The sequence below is a fragment of the Entomohabitans teleogrylli genome (genome assembly GCF_001484765.1).
Taxonomy (GTDB): domain Bacteria; phylum Pseudomonadota; class Gammaproteobacteria; order Enterobacterales; family Enterobacteriaceae; genus Entomohabitans; species Entomohabitans teleogrylli.
The window spans coordinates 673,084-689,429 of the sequence record NZ_KQ947376.1 but is presented as its reverse complement, the minus strand read 5'-3'; the positions used below and the strand labels follow the sequence as shown (position 1 = coordinate 689,429).

Genomic DNA, 16,346 nt, shown 5'->3' with positions numbered 1-16,346 from the left:
TTTATCCTCTTGCTGCCAGGGCTGTAACCCGATCATAAACGGCGCCGCTGCGCAGTACCTCAATCACCTCTCCGGCGTTGGCCTTCAGGTCTTCTTTACCAAACAGGCGCATCAGCATGGCGACGTTAACGGCAACCGCCGCCTCATGCGCGCTTTCGCCATTACCTTGTAACAGGTGGGTAAGAATGTCACGGTTTTCTTCCGGCGTGCCGCCGGCCAGCGCCTCTTTGGTATACGGCGTCAGGCCAAAGTCGCTGGCGGTGAGTTGATAGCTTTCAATGGCGCCATCGCGTAGTTCGGCCACCACGGTTGGGGCATGCAGCGAGACTTCGTCCATACCGCCGCTGTGGACCACCGCCGCCCGCTGATAGCCCAGTACGCGCAGGGTTTCCGCGATAGGCAGCACCAGTTCCGGGCTATAGACGCCGATGAGCGCCAGCGGCGGGTGCGCCGGGTTAATCAATGGCCCGAGGACATTGAAAAGAGTACGGGTTTTCAACTGCTGGCGTACCGGCATGGCGTGGCGGAAACCGGTGTGATATTTGGGCGCGAACAGGAAGCACACCCCCAGTTCGTCCAGCGCTTCCCGGGATTTCTCCGCGCTCATGTCAAGGTTGATACCAAAGGCCGCCAGCAGGTCGGAAGAGCCGGAACGGCTGGAGACGCTGCGGTTGCCGTGCTTGGCTACCCGATAACCCATGGTGGCGGCGACAAAAGCGCTGGCGGTGGAAATATTGATACTATTACTGCCGTCGCCGCCGGTCCCGACGATGTCGGCGAACAGGTAATCAGGACGCGGGAACGGCGCGGCGTCGTCAAGCAGGGCTGAAGCGGCGCCGGCAATTTCATTGGGGTGCTCGCCGCGTACTTTCATGCTCACCAGCACGGCGGCTAACTGCTCCGGCTTCAGCTCGCCGTGAACAATGGCGGAAAATAGCTGGTGGCTCTCTTCCCGGCTCAGGGTCTGGGCCTGGTATAGTTTGTCGAGAATCGGCTGAATCAGGTTCTTCTCTTGCGCGGTTTTCAGCGCCCATTCCAGCGTCTGCTCCAGCAGACGGGCGCCCTGAGTGGTCAAAATAGATTCCGGGTGAAACTGGAAACCGCATACCCGATCGGTATCGTGGCGTACAGCCATCACCATACCGTTAAAGTGAGCATTGATAGTCAGACCGGCCGGGATATTGCTGCCAATCAGTGAATGGTAGCGCGCCACCGGCAGCGGATTCATCAGCCCGGCGAACATGGCCTTGCCGTCATGTTCAATACTGGATGCTTTGCCGTGCAGGATCTCGCCGGCCTGGCCGACATAGCCGCCGTAGGCTTCGACAATCGCCTGGTGGCCGAGGCAGATACCGATAATCGGCACTTTACCGCGCATGCGGATCAGCAGTTCCGGCATACAGCCCGCTTCGCTCGGTACGCCCGGGCCAGGAGAGAGCATCAGCACCGGATTCTTCATGGTGCCCAGCCTGTCGATCAGCGCCTGAGCCGGTACATGATTGCGGTAGATCACCACGTTATGTCCGCTCGCCCGCAGCTGATCCGCCAGGTTGTAAGTAAAAGAGTCGATATTATCGAGCAGCAGAATATCAGCCATCAGAAAGTCTCCTGTGCGTGGTGGGCGGCCGCGATGGCGCGCAGTACGGCGCGGGCTTTATTGCGGGTTTCATCCGCTTCCGACTGGGGAACGGAATCCAGTACCACGCCGGCGCCGGCCTGAATAGTGGCGACGCCGTCTTCAACATAAGCGGAACGAATAACAATACAAGTATCCAGATCGCCATGGGCGGTGAAGTAGCCAACGGCGCCGCCGTAGCTACCGCGCCGCGTACCTTCCGCATTGGCGATAAGCTGCATCGCGCGAACCTTCGGCGCGCCGCTCAGGGTACCCATGTTCATGCAGGCCCGATAGGCGTGTAGGGCGTCGAGATCTTCGCGCAGTTCACCCACCACCCGGGAGACCAGATGCATAACGAAAGAGTAACGGTCGACTTTTGTCAGATCGGCGACATAGCGGCTGCCCGGGGTGCAAATCCGCGCCAGGTCATTACGCGCCAGATCGACCAGCATCAGGTGTTCAGAAAGCTCTTTGTGATCGGTGCGCATTTCCAGTTCGATGCGGCTGTCCAGATCGCGGTCCAGGGAGCCATCGGCGCGGCGGCCGCGCGGACGGGTGCCGGCGATGGGGTAGATTTCAATCTGGCGGCTGGTGGCATCATATTTCAGCGAGCTTTCCGGCGAAGCGCCGAACAGCGTGAAATCCTGATCCTGAATAAAGAACATATACGGGCTGGGATTGCTGTTTTTCAGCACTTCATAAGCGGCCAGCGGTGACGGGCAGGGCAGCGAGAAGCGGCGGGAAGGTACCACCTGGAAAATTTCGCCGGCGCGGATGGCTTTCTGCATATTGCGCACCACGGCGCCGTACTCTTCATCACTCTGGTTGCAGTCGCAGCGCATGGCGGCGATTTTTTGCACCGGCAGCGCAGGCGGTTCGCTCAGCAACTGCTGTTTCAGATGGTCGGCGCGCTGCGCAAGGCGCTGTTTCTCTTGCTCATCGGGGGTAAACAGACTCATCTGGATGCGGGTGATTTTTTTCTGATGGTCAATGACCAGCAGGGTTTCCGCGAGGTAGAAGCAATAATCCGGGCAGCGGGTGGTATGCTCCACCGTCGGCAGGTCTTCGAATCCGGCCACCAGGTCATAGGCGAACAGACCGCCGAAGAACATCGCATCCCGCTCGCTTTGCGGTACGTTTACCACGTTTTGCAGCACCCGAAATACGTCGAATACCGACAGGGAACACAGACGAGCGTCTTCATCGAGCAACGCGCTGACCGCCGGGAAACGCAGTATCCGGGCGTCCGGTTGCGGCTGGTTGTCTACGCCGGCGGGCAGCGCCGCATCCAGTAAAGGCAGCAGCGACGCGCCATTGCGGGAAAGTGCTTTGATGGTGACGGTGTCACCCATGGCGGTAATGCGCAGCGCGCTGTCGACCAGCAACAGGCTTTTCAGATTGTCTTTACTGTCGATATCCGCCGATTCCAGTAGCAGCGTGGCAGGGCGATCGGCACAAACCTGGTGAAATAAGGCCGTGGGATTGTCACGGTATGCGGCGTCGCAGGTGAGCAATTCCAGCGTGGGTTTGAATGTCTGCATCTTTTTGGTTCTCGTTTTTTAGCTACAAAAAAGCCCGCATGATGCGGGCCGGGTATCTTATGCTGCAATTAAGCAGGCGTCATCTCACGGCCCATGTCAGGTCGTGCGCCACCAACGGTTCAGAATCATTGCTGCTGTCATGTCAGATACCCCTCATGTGAACTTGCGTACTAGTTAACTGGTTCGAGGGTGGAAAGTCAATAGACATTTTTGATCTTTATCAACAATCGTTATTATGGAGCGTAAATGCTGAATTTTTTTCGCCCACAGGAGCTATTTTGCATCCACTAACCTCAAGGTGTCGCTACGATTTACACAGTCATACAACGGCTTCCGACGGTCTGTTAACTCCACAGCAACTGGTGCTGCGCGCCGTTGAGATGGGGATTTCCACGCTGGCGATTACCGATCACGACACCACCGCCGGGCTGGGACCCGCTCGCGCGGCGATTGTGGAGAACCAGTTGGCGCTGACGCTGGTAGACGGCGTCGAGATATCAACGCTATGGGAAAACCACGAAATCCATATTGTCGGTTTAGCTATCGATACCCGCCATCCGGCGCTGTGCGCGTTACTTGAAGAGCAGTCAGAACGTCGGATACTGCGGGCGCAGATAATTGCCGAACGACTGGAAAAAGCCCGTATACCGGGTGCCTGGGAAGGGGCAGCGCGCTATGCGAACGGCGGTGCGATCACCCGCGGCCATTTTGCCCGCTTCCTGGTGGAAGATGGCCGGGCATCGACCATCGCCGGGGTATTTAAATCTTATCTGGCGAAGGGGAAAACCGGATATGTTCCCCCGCAGTGGTGTACAATAAAACAAGCTATTGATGCTATTCATCATTCCGGCGGCGTAGCGGTACTGGCGCATCCGGGCAGATACCGGTTGAGCGCAAAATGGCTGAAGCGTCTACTGGCCGATTTCGCCGCTGCCCGGGGGGATGCAATGGAAGTGGCGCAGTGTCAGCAGGCGCCGCATGAACGCAGCCAACTGGCGCAACTGGCCAGACAATATCATTTGCTGGCATCGCAGGGCTCTGATTTTCATCAGTCATGCCCGTGGATTGAGTTAGGGCGTAATTTGCGCCTTCCCGACGATCTGACCCCGGTGTGGTCAGCCTGGGAGTCGTCAGCGTCTGTTGAAGAGAGGGGAGCATGAGTCAGTTTTTTTATATTCATCCGGATAACCCGCAGCCGCGGCTCATTAGCCAGGCGGTGGAGATCCTGCGTAAGGGCGGAGTTATCGTCTACCCGACGGATTCCGGCTATGCCCTTGGCTGTAAAGTTGAGGACAAAGCGGCGATGGACCGTATCCGACATATCCGCCAGTTGCCGGACGGCCACAACTTTACCCTGATGTGCCGCGACCTGTCGGAGCTGTCTAATTATTCTTACGTGGACAACGTGGCATTCCGGTTAATCAAAAACAACACCCCGGGAAATTACACTTTTATCCTGAAGGGAACCAAAGAGTTGCCGCGTCGTTTGTTGCAGGAGAAACGTAAAACCATCGGCCTGCGGGTACCGTCTAACCCGATCGCCCTGGCGCTGCTGGAAGCGCTCAATGAACCAATGCTTTCCACATCGTTGATGTTGCCGGGGAGCGAATTTACTGAATCTGACCCGGATGAGATCAAAGAGCGGCTGGAGAAGCAGGTGGATTTGATTATCCACGGCGGGTATCTCGGCCAGCAGCCGACGACAGTGATTGATCTCACTGATGATGCGCCGGTGGTCGTGCGTGAAGGGGTCGGCGACGTCAAACCTTTCTTATAAACCCTGGCCTGCCTGAGGCCGGTATTCCACGGAAGGAATCGCTATGCTGAATTCTCGCGCGCTGTGGCGTGCCGTCATTCTGCTGTGGGTTATCTCTTTTATCCTTTGCAGCGTTGCCCGGGCTCAGTCCCGGGAGGCAACAGCCAATTCTGCACAAGAAGCCATCACGTTATTTGATGTGCAGGCCACTATGCTGCCTGACGGAATGATGGATGTCGTCGAACGTATCTCTCTACAGGTGCGTAATCGACAGATTAACCACGGTTTCTGGCGTTCATTACCGCTGCGCTGGGTACGTCCGGACCGCAAGAGTGCGTTTCTTCACTACCAGGTTGTTGAGGTGCTGCGCAATGGTCAACCAGAGCCCTGGGCGGTACGCCATCGCGGCGCTCACCTGGAGATTATCATTGGTGATGCCGGGCGCTTGCTGGAATATGGCGACCACCAGTACCAGATTCGCTATCGGATCGGAAATCATTTTCTGCGCGCCAGGGGCAGCGATGTTTTGCTGTGGAACGTGACCGGTAATGATTGGGCGTTTCCCATTTATAAGGCGCGTTTTACGCTGCATCTGCCGGATGCTGTTGCCTGGCGCAATAGCGAGGGGCGGGATACGCGCATCGGTGGGATTGAGTTCTTCACCGGTCGCTACGGAGAAAAAGGCCTCCGCGGGCAGGTGCTGGCCGACGGTCGTGTCGAATCGCAAGCTCCGCTGCGCTACAGGGAAGGACTTACAGTTCTCTACAGTTGGCCATTGTCGGTATTGCCGGCGGCGACGGCACCGAAAACCACTTCATTGTTTGGTCATTTATTGATTCCTTCATCATGGCATTCTCTGTTGCCGTGGCTACCTTGTGGATTACTGGCTCTGCTGTGTGTCGGTTTTGCGACGCGCTGGCCGCGCTATACACCCTGTGAGGCGCCGCGGGTTAAAGGGATTGCGGATGAGTTTTCTCCCGGTTTTTTGCGTCTGGCGCATTTCGGTGTTTATGACGAAAAAGCATTCTGTGCCGATATCGTCAATCTGATAATCAAAAAGGTGATTGAGCTGCGGAAAGTAGCAGGCGATGATCAGAAACAGTACCTGGTGTTGTCGCAATGGCAGCCTGCTGCCCTGACCCTGGAAGAGCGCTATCTGAAGGATTTACTGTTTGGTAAAACGGCGACGTTGGCGTTATACGGTAAACGCAATAAAAGTGTCAGAAAGGCATTTTTGAAGATGGCACAGTATGACGAGCAGCGCAGAAAAGGGGATGTTTATCGCAACGGCTGGTTCATATTACTGGCTGCCGGAGCCTCGCTGGCGGCAATCATTATTGCTTTCTGCACAACTGATGGTTGTGATGGTCGCGATATTCTCAAAGATATTCTGGGGTGGCTCTTTTTTATGTTGCCGCTGGGGTTTTGCGCATTTTTTTTGAGTGTTCGGCGCGATGAGAAAAAATCGCTGTATGGCCCTTTGTTGAGGCTGATTTTTATCCCTCTGGCATCGTTTGTCTTTTATATCCTGCTGAGCAACAAACTGAATGATGGTGATGGCCATTACTGGTATATGTCTGCTGGCTATTATGGCGCGCTGATGCTGAGCGGTTACCTGGGCTCTCTTTTCTATGCCTTGATGCCGTTTTATACCCAACAGGGTCAGGCGCGGGCGGCAAGGGCCCGGGGAGTGGCCCACTGGCTTATCAGTCAGGAAAAACTGGCCCGTAAGGGTAAGACGCTGGATGAGTCTTTACTGCCGTGGGCTGTGGCGATCGATAGCGGCAGCCTGTGGGTGCGACATCTTCAGCGACAGTTAAGCGCGGCGATCAGCGTTCCGGAAATCGTCCGTGCGGGCAGCCTGACGTTGCTGATGCATAATTGCCGCGTTCATGGGTCACTGCCAGCGTCGTTCGGCGGCGGCAGTTCTGTTGGCGGGAGCTTCTCTGGCGGCGGCTCCGGTGGTGGTGGAGGCGGTGGCTGGTGAGGTTGTGGCGCGTCGATACCGTTAAGGTGACGTTGTCACAGTCAGCGCGGCGGAGGCAGCGATCGCGGCGAGGTAAATTCGTGATTCAGCAGGCCAAATATCCAGTCGTCCTGCCAGGCGCCATTCAGGAAATAGTTCTGGCGTAGCGTTCCTTCCTGCTGAAAACCACATTTTTCCAGCAGCGCTTTTGACCCCAGGTTGTCACAGGTGACGCTGGCGGTCAGCTTGCGGAATCCATAATGGCTGAAAGCCAGTTCACAAATCGCCATGAGAGACTCATAACCATAACCGCGCTGCTGGAAGGCCGGGCTGAGCAGGAACCCGGTTTCGGCGATGCCGTCGCCGCGGTCAATAAAGCCGGTAACCCCCACCGGTTTGCCGGACTGTTTTTCTCGTAATACCAGGCATAGCCAGTGCTGGCTACCGGGATACCAGGGCGCAAGGCGGCTGTCGAATGCCTCGCGACGGATGGCGTCCGCCGGGCGCAGATCGGCGACATAGCGCATTACATCAGGGTCGAGATTCAGCGCCAGAAAAAACGGCCAGTCGGTTTCGCAAAGCGGCGCGTAGTGAAGGCGTGGCGAGTCGGGGGACATAGTTATTTCCATAATATTGGTGTATTGCTGTCAGACGACGTCTGTGTTGCGTGATTAGTCGCACATTTGCACTAAAATTAGTGTAGTATGTGCGGCCACAAATCATCACGCATGGCGCGTGGTATGACAAACGAATTGCCATGCTGAATATCTTTGATATCAGTGAGTTGTTTTAACTCGCTTTTTAGAATACATCAGACGCCTGTGAAGGCGACACCCGAGGAAGCTCAATGAGCGAAAAGTTACAGAAAGTGCTGGCTCGTGCCGGCCATGGCTCCCGTCGTGAAATCGAAGCAATCATCTCCGCAGGCCGCGTCAGCGTGGACGGAAAAATCGCCACGCTCGGCGATCGCGTTGAGATTACGCCTGCGTTACGCATCCGTATCGATGGTCATCTGATTTCGATCCGCGAAACGGCCGATCAGATTTGCCGGGTACTGGCCTATTATAAGCCGGAAGGCGAGCTGTGTACCCGCAGCGATCCGGAAGGACGGCCAACGGTTTTTGACCGTCTGCCGAAATTACGCGGGGCGCGCTGGATTGCCGTTGGGCGTCTGGACGTGAATACCTGCGGCCTGCTGCTTTTTACCACCGACGGCGAGCTGGCTAACCGCCTGATGCATCCCAGCCGGGAAGTGGAGCGCGAATATGCGGTGCGCGTTTTTGGTCAGGTCGAAGAGAGTAAGATTCAGGAGCTGACCCGTGGGGTTCAGCTTGAAGATGGCCCGGCGGCGTTTAAAACCATTCGCTTCACTGGCGGCGAAGGTATCAACCAATGGTACAACGTGACGCTGACCGAAGGGCGCAACCGGGAGGTTCGCCGTCTGTGGGAAGCGGCGGGGGTTCAGGTAAGCCGTCTGATCCGCGTACGCTACGGTGATATCACGCTGCCGAAAGGGCTGCCGCGCGGCGGCTGGACGGAACTGGATCTGAAAAACACCAACTACCTGCGCGAGTTGGTGGGGTTGCAACCTGAGACCGACAGCAAGGTTGCGGTGGAAAAAGATCGCCGTCGCCTGAAAGCGAATCAGATTCGCCGGGCCGTGAAGCGACACAGTAAAGTGACCAGTTCACGACGCAGCGGCGGTGGCCGTAGCGGAGCCTGACGATTGCCGGGCAGAGCATTAAAAAAGGATGGCTGTGGCCATCCTTTTTTGTCATTTATCGACGGGTTGGAGAAGGGCTCTTTTTACTTCCACGCCGACTTTCAGCCAGTAAACCCGGTAGTGATTGATCAGTAATCAATCCCTTGCTGCGCTTTGATTCCGGCCTCGAAAGCATGTTTTACCGGCCGCAGTTCGCTGACCGTGTCGGCCAGTTCCAGAATATCCCGGTGGCAGCCGCGCCCGGTAATAATCACCGTCTGGTGAACCGGGCGGGATTGCAGCGCGCTCAGTACTTCATCCAGCGGCAGATAGTCATAAGCCACCATATAGGTCAGCTCATCGAGGATTACCATATCGATAGTGGCGTCCGCCAGCATCCGACGGGCGTGCTGCCACACGGCCAGGCAGGCTTCGGTGTCGGTTTGCCGATTCTGGGTTTCCCAGGTAAATCCTGTCGCCATGACCTGAAATTCAACGCCATGCGGCTCAAGTAACTGGCGTTCGCCGTTAGGCCATTGCCCCTTAATAAACTGAATGACAGCGACTTTCTTGCCATGACCCACGGCGCGGGTCGCGGTGCCGAAAGCCGCTGTGGTTTTGCCTTTGCCGTTGCCGGTAAAAACAATAATAATTCCCCGCTCCTGCTGGGCGGCGGCCACCCGCGCATCGACGTTGTCTTTCATCTTTTGCTGGCGCTCGCGGTAACGTTCATCACTCATTCTGCTATCCCCGGTTTACGATTCGGTTGGGCATCAAAACTCATCCCGGTTTTACGGCGGCTATCATCGCCCATTAACCACAGATAAAGCGGCATTAGATCGGCCGGTGTTTTGAGTTTATTGGGGTCTTCCGTCGGGAAGGCGCTGGCGCGCATTTTCGTCCGCGTTCCTCCCGGATTGATGCAGTTAACCCGCAAATTATGTTGCTTATACTCTTCCGCCAGTACCTGCATCATGCCTTCGGTGGCGAATTTTGAGACCGCATAGGCGCCCCAGTTAGCGCGCCCCTGGCGACCGACGCTGGAACTGGTGAACACCAGAGAGCCAGATTCGGATTTCAGTAATAAAGGAAGCAGCGCCTGGGTCAGAAAGAAGGTGATGTTGACATTAACCTGCATGACTTCCTGCCAGCGACGGGGATCCTGCTCGGCCATAGGCGCCACTTCGCCTAATATGCCGGCATTATGTAATACCCCATCCAGCCGGGGAATAAGGCCGGTAAGCCGGGCGCCGAGTTGCTGGCACTCTTCAGCGCTTGCCGTGGCATAGTCGAGAGTAAACCACGGCGGCATATGGCCGCTTTCATTACAAATCTGCTGTGCTACGGCGCGCAACTTCTCCTCGTTACGTCCCAGCAGAACCAGTTGGGCGCCAAAACGGGCGTAGGTTAATGCCGCTTCCCGACCAATACCGTCGCTGGCGCCGGTGACCAGGATAATCCGCTGCTGCAATAAATCGTTTTTAGGTTGGTAATGCACCTTACTCTCCTCGCGCCTGCGTCAGCGCCGCGCAGGCTCTGCGTCTTTTCACTTTTCTGATTCTGGGTTTATGCCTGAAACCAGGGGTGATTTCAATCAGCCGTCGGGTGATGATAGCCCGGGTTAACATTTTGCAAAGATTTCATTACCCGAAGGAAATTCAGGAAAATGGATCGCAGCGTATATAGTTGATGCAGGACGTGCCCGGTACTGCCGGGTATAATCAGGGACATCTTTAATGCTTTAAAAGCAGGGCGGAAACGTGGATTTATTGTCAAATTATGGACTATTCCTGGCCAAACTGGCCGCCGTAGTGGTGGTGATTGGGATCATTGCCGCGATTGTTATTAACCTTTCGCAGCGCAAGAAACAGCGAACCGGGGAACTGAAAGTCACGCGTCTGAGCGAGCAGTACCAGCACATGCGGGACGAGATGCAGGTTTCGCTGCTCGAGCCTCATCAGCAGAAGCTGTGGCATAAAGGCCATAAAAAGAAACTGAAGCTGGAGGCGAAAGAGGCGAAAGCCCGGGCGCGGCGGGGAGATACCAGCAGCTCGGTGAAGCCAAAACTGTATGTGCTCGATTTTAAAGGCAGTATGGACGCCCACGAGGTGAATTCGCTGCGCGAGGAGATCACGGCGGTACTGGCGGTGGTCGGTACGGAGGATGAAGTCCTGCTGCGTCTGGAAAGCCCGGGCGGCGTAGTACACGGCTATGGGCTGGCGGCATCTCAGCTCCAGCGTCTGCGCGAACGTAATATTCGGTTAACGGTTGCGGTAGATAAAGTGGCAGCCAGCGGTGGCTACATGATGGCCTGCGTGGCGAACACTATCATTGCGGCGCCATTCTCCATTATTGGCTCTATCGGCGTGGTGGCGCAGATCCCGAACTTCAACCGTTTGCTCAAGCGCAATGATATCGATATCGAATTACATACCGCGGGTCAATATAAACGCACCCTGACGCTGTTTGGTGAAAATACTCAGGAAGGGCGTGAAAAATTCCGCGAAGATCTCAACGATACGCATCTGTTGTTTAAGCAATTTGTTCACGCTATGCGACCGGCGCTGGATATCGACGCTGTCGCCACCGGCGAACACTGGTACGGTACTCAGGCTAGTGATAAAGGTCTGGTGGATGAGATTGGCACCAGCGATGACTGGCTGCTGGCTCGGATCCAGAGCCATGAAGCAATCGGCGTTCGCTACATCCCTCGCAAAGGTGTCGTGGATCGCGTTACCGGCAGCGCGGCGAAAAGCGTCGATCGTCTGCTGTTGCGCTGGTGGCAGCGCGGTCAGAATCCGCTGGTCTGAATGTTAATGTGCCGCCCGCGGGCGGCACATTACGTTCAGGTGAACTATTCTTCGAGGTGATATTTCTCGGACAGTACGTGAGCCAGATATTTGAACAAATTAAAGACCTGGGTACTTTTGGGGGTTGGCAGGCCCTGCGCGTCCAGAAAGTATTCGCCGCGGAAAATGAGCACACCGTTTTTTTGCTCCACGCTGGTGGCTTCAATACCTGTCATATAGTCTTCGTGTTCCCGCAGTAACTGGTTGGCTTCCGCCAGCAGGGATTGTCGATCGATAGGTTGGGTTTCTGCGCGCATAAAATTCTCCTTACAAACGGCCATAGTTTACGTGGCGCCGTGCGGTAAGCGCAAATTTTCAAAGGGCTTTGTTTGCGTAGACCATTGTAAACCATGGTGGCGAGAATCACTTTTGCATGCTAATAAAGTTGCGTATCGAATTTTATCAGGTAGAGTGTGACGCTTTCGCAGATCTGGCAACAGAATTGCTTGACATTCAACCGTAAATCGTCGTGTCGTTACGCGTTGTCGTACAATTCGCCGCCCGTCTGTGTGGTGCTGACGCCATCAGCATTCGTCGGGTGGGGCTTGATATCCCTGTGTAGTGCCGCAATTATAAAAGCGGCTCGTCGTCCGAAGGGATTCAGTTCAAACGTGGCGCGACGTATTCCAGGAAGAATTACATTAGGTAAAGGTGAAAATGGGTAAAGCTCTCGTCATTGTTGAGTCCCCGGCAAAAGCCAAAACGATCAACAAATATCTCGGTAGTGACTACGTGGTGAAATCCAGCGTCGGTCATATCCGCGATCTGCCGACCAGTGGGTCGGTACAAAAAAAGAGCGCTGACTCAGCATCCTCAGGTAAAGCCAAAAAGGCTAAAAAAGATGAACGTAGCGCCCTGGTGAATCGCATGGGCATCGACCCATGGCATCACTGGGACGCGCACTATGAAGTACTGCCTGGTAAAGAAAAGGTGGTATCCGAACTCAAAGCATTGGCTGAAAAAGCCGATCACATCTACCTCGCAACCGACCTTGACCGCGAAGGGGAGGCCATTGCCTGGCACCTGCGGGAAGTGATCGGCGGTGATGAGAAACGCTATAGTCGCGTTGTTTTCAACGAAATTACCAAAAATGCCATTCGTCAGGCGTTTGAGCAGCCTGGCGAACTGAATATCGATCGCGTTAACGCGCAGCAGGCGCGCCGTTTTATGGATCGCGTGGTGGGGTACATGGTTTCCCCGCTATTGTGGAAAAAGATTGCCCGCGGCCTGTCCGCTGGCCGGGTGCAGTCGGTTGCTGTTCGCCTGGTGGTTGAGCGCGAGCGTGAAATCAAAGCCTTTGTTCCGGAAGAGTACTGGGAAGTGGGCGCGACGCTGGCTACGCCATCCGGTGATTCGTTACCGGTAGAGGTGACGCATCAGAAAGATAAACCGTTCCGTCCCGGCAATCGCGAAGAGACTATGGCGGCGGTCAGTCTGCTGGAAAAAGCGCGCTATAGCGTTCTTGAACGGGAAGATAAACCGACTTCCAGCAAACCGGGGGCGCCGTTTATCACCTCGACGCTGCAGCAGGCCGCCAGTACCCGCCTGGGCTATGGCGTCAAGAAAACCATGATGCTGGCGCAGCGCCTGTATGAGGCGGGCTACATCACGTATATGCGTACTGACTCCACTAACCTGAGCCAGGATGCCCTGAATATGGTGCGCGGTTATATTGAAGGCCAGTTCGGCGAAAAATATCTGCCGGGCAGCGCGAATCAATACGCCAGTAAAGACAACTCTCAGGAAGCGCATGAGGCGATCCGTCCTTCGGATGTGAGCGTCGAGGCGGAATCCCTGAAAGACATGGAAACCGATGCCCAGAAACTCTATCAGCTTATCTGGCGTCAGTTTGTCGCCTGTCAGATGACGCCGGCGCGTTACGACTCCACCACGCTGACCGTCGAGGCCGGGGATTTTCGCCTCAAGGCGCGCGGGCGTATTCTGCGTTTTGACGGCTGGACCCGGGTCATGCCGGCGCTGCGTAAAGGCGATGAGGATCGTATTCTGCCGTCGGTCAGCCAGGGCGATGAGCTTTCCCTGATTGATCTTATGCCGGAGCAGCATTTCACCAAGCCGGCCGCGCGCTTCAGCGAAGCATCGCTGGTTAAAGAGCTGGAAAAACGTGGTATTGGTCGCCCGTCGACCTATGCGTCGATCATTTCCACCATTCAGGATCGCGGTTATGTGCGGGTCGAAAACCGCCGTTTCTATGCTGAGAAGATGGGGGAAATTGTTACCGATCGCCTGGAAGAAAACTTCCGTGAGTTGATGAATTACGATTTCACCGCGCAGATGGAAGATAGTCTGGATCAGGTTGCCAGCCACGAGAAAGAGTGGAAAGGGGTACTGGATAACTTCTTCAGCGATTTTGTCCGCCAACTGGAAACCGCAGAGAAAGATCCGGATGAAGGCGGGATGCGTCCGAATCAGATGGTGTTGACCAGTATTGATTGCCCGACCTGCGGGCGCAAGATGGGCATCCGCACCGCCAGCACCGGGGTATTCCTCGGCTGCTCCGGATATGCGCTGTCGCCGAAGGAGCGCTGCAAGACCACCATCAATCTGGTGCCGGAAAATGAAGTCCTCAATGTACTTGAAGGGGATGATGCGGAAACCAACGCGCTGCGCGCCAAACGTCGTTGTCCGAAGTGCGGCACGGCGATGGACAGTTACCTGATCGATCCGAAGCGTAAACTGCACGTCTGCGGTAATAACCCGAGCTGTGATGGTTATGAAATCGAAGAAGGTGAGTTCCGCATTAAAGGGTATGACGGTCCGGTGGTTGAGTGTGAGAAATGTGGTTCGGAAATGCACCTCAAAATGGGGCGTTTTGGTAAATACATGGCTTGTACCAACGACGAGTGTAAAAACACCCGCAAAATTCTGCGCAATGGCGAAGTAGCGCCGCCGAAAGAGGATCCGGTTCCGCTGCCTGAACTGCCTTGCGAGAAATCTGACGCCTATTTCGTTCTGCGTGATGGTGCGGCCGGGGTATTCCTGGCGGCGAACACTTTCCCGAAATCCCGCGAGACCCGTGCGCCGCTGGTGGAGGAATTGCAGCGTTTCCGGGATCGTTTACCGGAGAAGTTGCGTTACCTGGCGGATGCACCGGCGGCAGATCCGCAGGGTAATAAGGCCATGGTACGCTTTAGCCGCAAAACGAAGCAGCAGTATGTGGCGTCTGAATCGAACGGTAAAGCCACTGGCTGGTCGATGTTTTACATTGACGGCAAATGGGTTGAAGCCAAAAAGTAAGCCTTTCCTTCCTCTCTTCAGGGCCGGTTAACGCCGGCCTCAGATGCAGACGAAGGAGGAAAAGCGTGGTTTTTCCTCCTTTGTGGTCATGAGCCGAAAATCGGTCGATTGCGCGCGTTTGTTATCGGGTGAAAGCGGCAAGTTCGGCGATAAGATATGTCATCAATCACAGGCCGGTTAACACCGGCCTTTTACCGTTTATAACAATAATATTATTTTTTCTTCCCACCTATACTTATAAGCTATAAGTGATATAGTGACTATCGTCGCTATCGTAATAAGCATAATCATTTAGCTAAAACCGCGGCGGCACACATCGTATGCCGGGCGTTCGTCCTTCAGGGATGAATCGCTTGCCGGTTACGGTTTGCTGTTCATATAGCCCTGTTACAGGCTGTGTGCCGGGACGTCGGCCAGGACGTCGTCCGACAGGTTAAACCGTATATTATTCAATCGCCTTAGATCCGGTTCTCTGGCTGATTTTTCACCCCGGATGGTATGTCATGAAACTACAGCAGTTGCGCTATATCGTTGAAGTGGTCAACCACAATCTGAACGTTTCTTCCACGGCGGAAGGGTTGTATACCTCTCAGCCTGGCATCAGTAAACAGGTTCGAATGCTGGAGGACGAACTGGGGATCCAGATCTTCGCCCGCAGCGGCAAGCATCTCACCCAGGTGACGCCCGCCGGCCAGGAAATCATCCGTATCGCCCGGGAAGTGCTTTCAAAAGTTGATGCCATCAAATCGGTGGCCGGAGAGCACACCTGGCCAGATCGCGGATCGCTGTATGTCGCGACCACGCATACTCAGGCGCGTTATGCGCTACCGGGGGTAATTAAAGGGTTCATTGAACGCTACCCGCGGGTGTCATTGCATATGCATCAGGGCTCGCCGACGCAGATTGCCGAGGCGGTCTCAAAAGGGAATGCCGACTTTGCGATTGCTACAGAAGCCCTGCATCTGTATGACGACCTGGTCATGCTTCCTTGTTACCACTGGAATCGCTCAGTCGTGGTAACGCCGGATCACCCGCTGGCGTCAAAAAACTCACTGACGATTGAAGAGTTGGCCCAGTATCCGCTGGTGACCTACACCTTTGGCTTTACCGGCCGCTCAGAACTGGATACCGCGTTTAATCGGGCGGGCCTGACGCCGCGCATTGTCTTTACGGCTACCGACGCTGATGTCATCAAGACCTATGTGCGTCTCGGGTTGGGGGTAGGTGTGATAGCCAGTATGGCGGTGGATCCAGTGTCCGATCCCGACCTGGTACGCATTGATACTAATGATATCTTCAGCCACAGCACCACGAAAATCGGTTTCCGGCGTAGTACCTTCCTGCGTAGCTATATGTATGACTTTATTCAGCGTTTTGCGCCGCATCTGACCCGTGATGTGGTGGACACTGCGGTGGCCCTGCGCTCGAATGAAGACATTGAGGCAATGTTTAAAGACATTAAGTTACCCGCCAAATAATTCAGCCCGATATCGGCGTGCTGCGCCGATATCATTCATGCAATGAATTTCATATTATTATTTAATGTACATTTGTATGTGTCTTGTCTATTAATAGATAAGTTACTCTCTTATTGCTGATTATTTTTCTGGATTATCGATTTCTGAGGTATAGTATATATTCCTGATCAGGCACGTCTGC

The 16,346-nt window shown here is 55.1% G+C and carries 13 protein-coding genes and 1 other annotated feature; of the genes, 7 read left to right on the top strand and 6 right to left on the bottom strand.

All coding sequences use genetic code 11. From position 1 onward, the window contains the following. Position 1 precedes the first annotated feature (1 nt). Positions 2–1,597, bottom strand: a complete 1,596-nt coding sequence (trpD, locus tag AQ981_RS03150) for a bifunctional anthranilate synthase glutamate amidotransferase component TrpG/anthranilate phosphoribosyltransferase TrpD (RefSeq protein WP_058910282.1) — start codon at positions 1,595–1,597, stop codon at positions 2–4. Beyond that, positions 1,597–3,159, bottom strand: a complete 1,563-nt coding sequence (locus tag AQ981_RS03145) for an anthranilate synthase component 1 (RefSeq protein ID WP_058910281.1) — start codon at positions 3,157–3,159, stop codon at positions 1,597–1,599. Before AQ981_RS03145 ends, trpD begins: the two co-directional genes overlap by 1 nt. Before the next feature lie 24 nt (positions 3,160–3,183). Beyond that, positions 3,184–3,279 (bottom strand) — a sequence feature (Trp leader region). 158 nt (positions 3,280–3,437) lie between these two features. Between AQ981_RS03145 and rnm the strand changes: the two genes are divergently transcribed. From rnm to AQ981_RS03130, 3 genes are read left to right on the top strand one after another with little or no spacing between them, the layout of a single operon-like run. Next, entirely contained in the window at positions 3,438–4,319 is an 882-nt protein-coding gene (gene rnm, locus AQ981_RS03140; protein WP_058910280.1) for an RNase RNM, read from the top strand. Continuing rightward, a complete protein-coding gene (locus AQ981_RS03135; RefSeq protein WP_058910279.1) occupies positions 4,316–4,936 on the top strand; it encodes an L-threonylcarbamoyladenylate synthase in 621 nt (206 codons plus the stop codon). Before rnm ends, AQ981_RS03135 begins: the two co-directional genes overlap by 4 nt. 43 nt (positions 4,937–4,979) lie before the next feature. Beyond that, a complete protein-coding gene (locus AQ981_RS03130; protein WP_058910278.1) occupies positions 4,980–6,902 on the top strand; it encodes a DUF2207 domain-containing protein in 1,923 nt (640 codons plus the stop codon). Positions 6,903–6,943: 41 nt separating this feature from the next. Here AQ981_RS03130 and AQ981_RS03125 read toward each other — a convergent pair whose 3' ends face one another. Further along, positions 6,944–7,498, bottom strand: a complete 555-nt coding sequence (locus AQ981_RS03125; protein WP_249226254.1) for a GNAT family N-acetyltransferase — start codon at positions 7,496–7,498, stop codon at positions 6,944–6,946. Between the two features lie 230 nt (positions 7,499–7,728). Here AQ981_RS03125 and rluB point away from each other — a divergent pair, with 230 nt between their 5' ends. Then, entirely contained in the window at positions 7,729–8,604 is an 876-nt protein-coding gene (gene rluB, locus AQ981_RS03120) for a 23S rRNA pseudouridine(2605) synthase RluB (RefSeq protein WP_058910276.1), read from the top strand. Between the two features lie 128 nt (positions 8,605–8,732). Here the strand turns inward: rluB and cobO are convergent, their stop codons facing one another. Then, the gene (gene cobO, locus AQ981_RS03115; protein ID WP_058910275.1) at positions 8,733–9,323 is read right to left on the bottom strand and encodes a cob(I)yrinic acid a,c-diamide adenosyltransferase; all 591 of its coding nucleotides are present in this window, start codon (positions 9,321–9,323) and stop codon (positions 8,733–8,735) included. Beyond that, positions 9,320–10,081: a YciK family oxidoreductase gene (locus tag AQ981_RS03110; RefSeq protein WP_058910274.1), complete on the bottom strand. Its 762-nt coding sequence runs from the start codon at positions 10,079–10,081 to the stop codon at positions 9,320–9,322. Before AQ981_RS03110 ends, cobO begins: the two co-directional genes overlap by 4 nt. A 262-nt stretch (positions 10,082–10,343) precedes the next feature. Here AQ981_RS03110 and sohB point away from each other — a divergent pair, with 262 nt between their 5' ends. Continuing rightward, a complete protein-coding gene (sohB, locus tag AQ981_RS03105) occupies positions 10,344–11,393 on the top strand; it encodes a protease SohB (RefSeq protein WP_058910273.1) in 1,050 nt (349 codons plus the stop codon). A 44-nt stretch (positions 11,394–11,437) separates the two neighbouring features. On the opposite strand, the gene AQ981_RS03100 is transcribed toward sohB, so the two are convergent. Continuing rightward, complete coding sequence (locus AQ981_RS03100; protein WP_058910272.1) at positions 11,438–11,689, bottom strand: YciN family protein; 252 nt, start codon at positions 11,687–11,689, stop codon at positions 11,438–11,440. A gap of 400 nt (positions 11,690–12,089) precedes the next feature. Here AQ981_RS03100 and topA point away from each other — a divergent pair, with 400 nt between their 5' ends. Then, a complete protein-coding gene (gene topA, locus AQ981_RS03095) occupies positions 12,090–14,687 on the top strand; it encodes a type I DNA topoisomerase (protein WP_058910271.1) in 2,598 nt (865 codons plus the stop codon). A gap of 503 nt (positions 14,688–15,190) precedes the next feature. Beyond that, complete coding sequence (gene cysB / locus AQ981_RS03090; protein ID WP_058910270.1) at positions 15,191–16,165, top strand: HTH-type transcriptional regulator CysB; 975 nt, start codon at positions 15,191–15,193, stop codon at positions 16,163–16,165. Positions 16,166–16,346 lie beyond the last annotated feature (181 nt).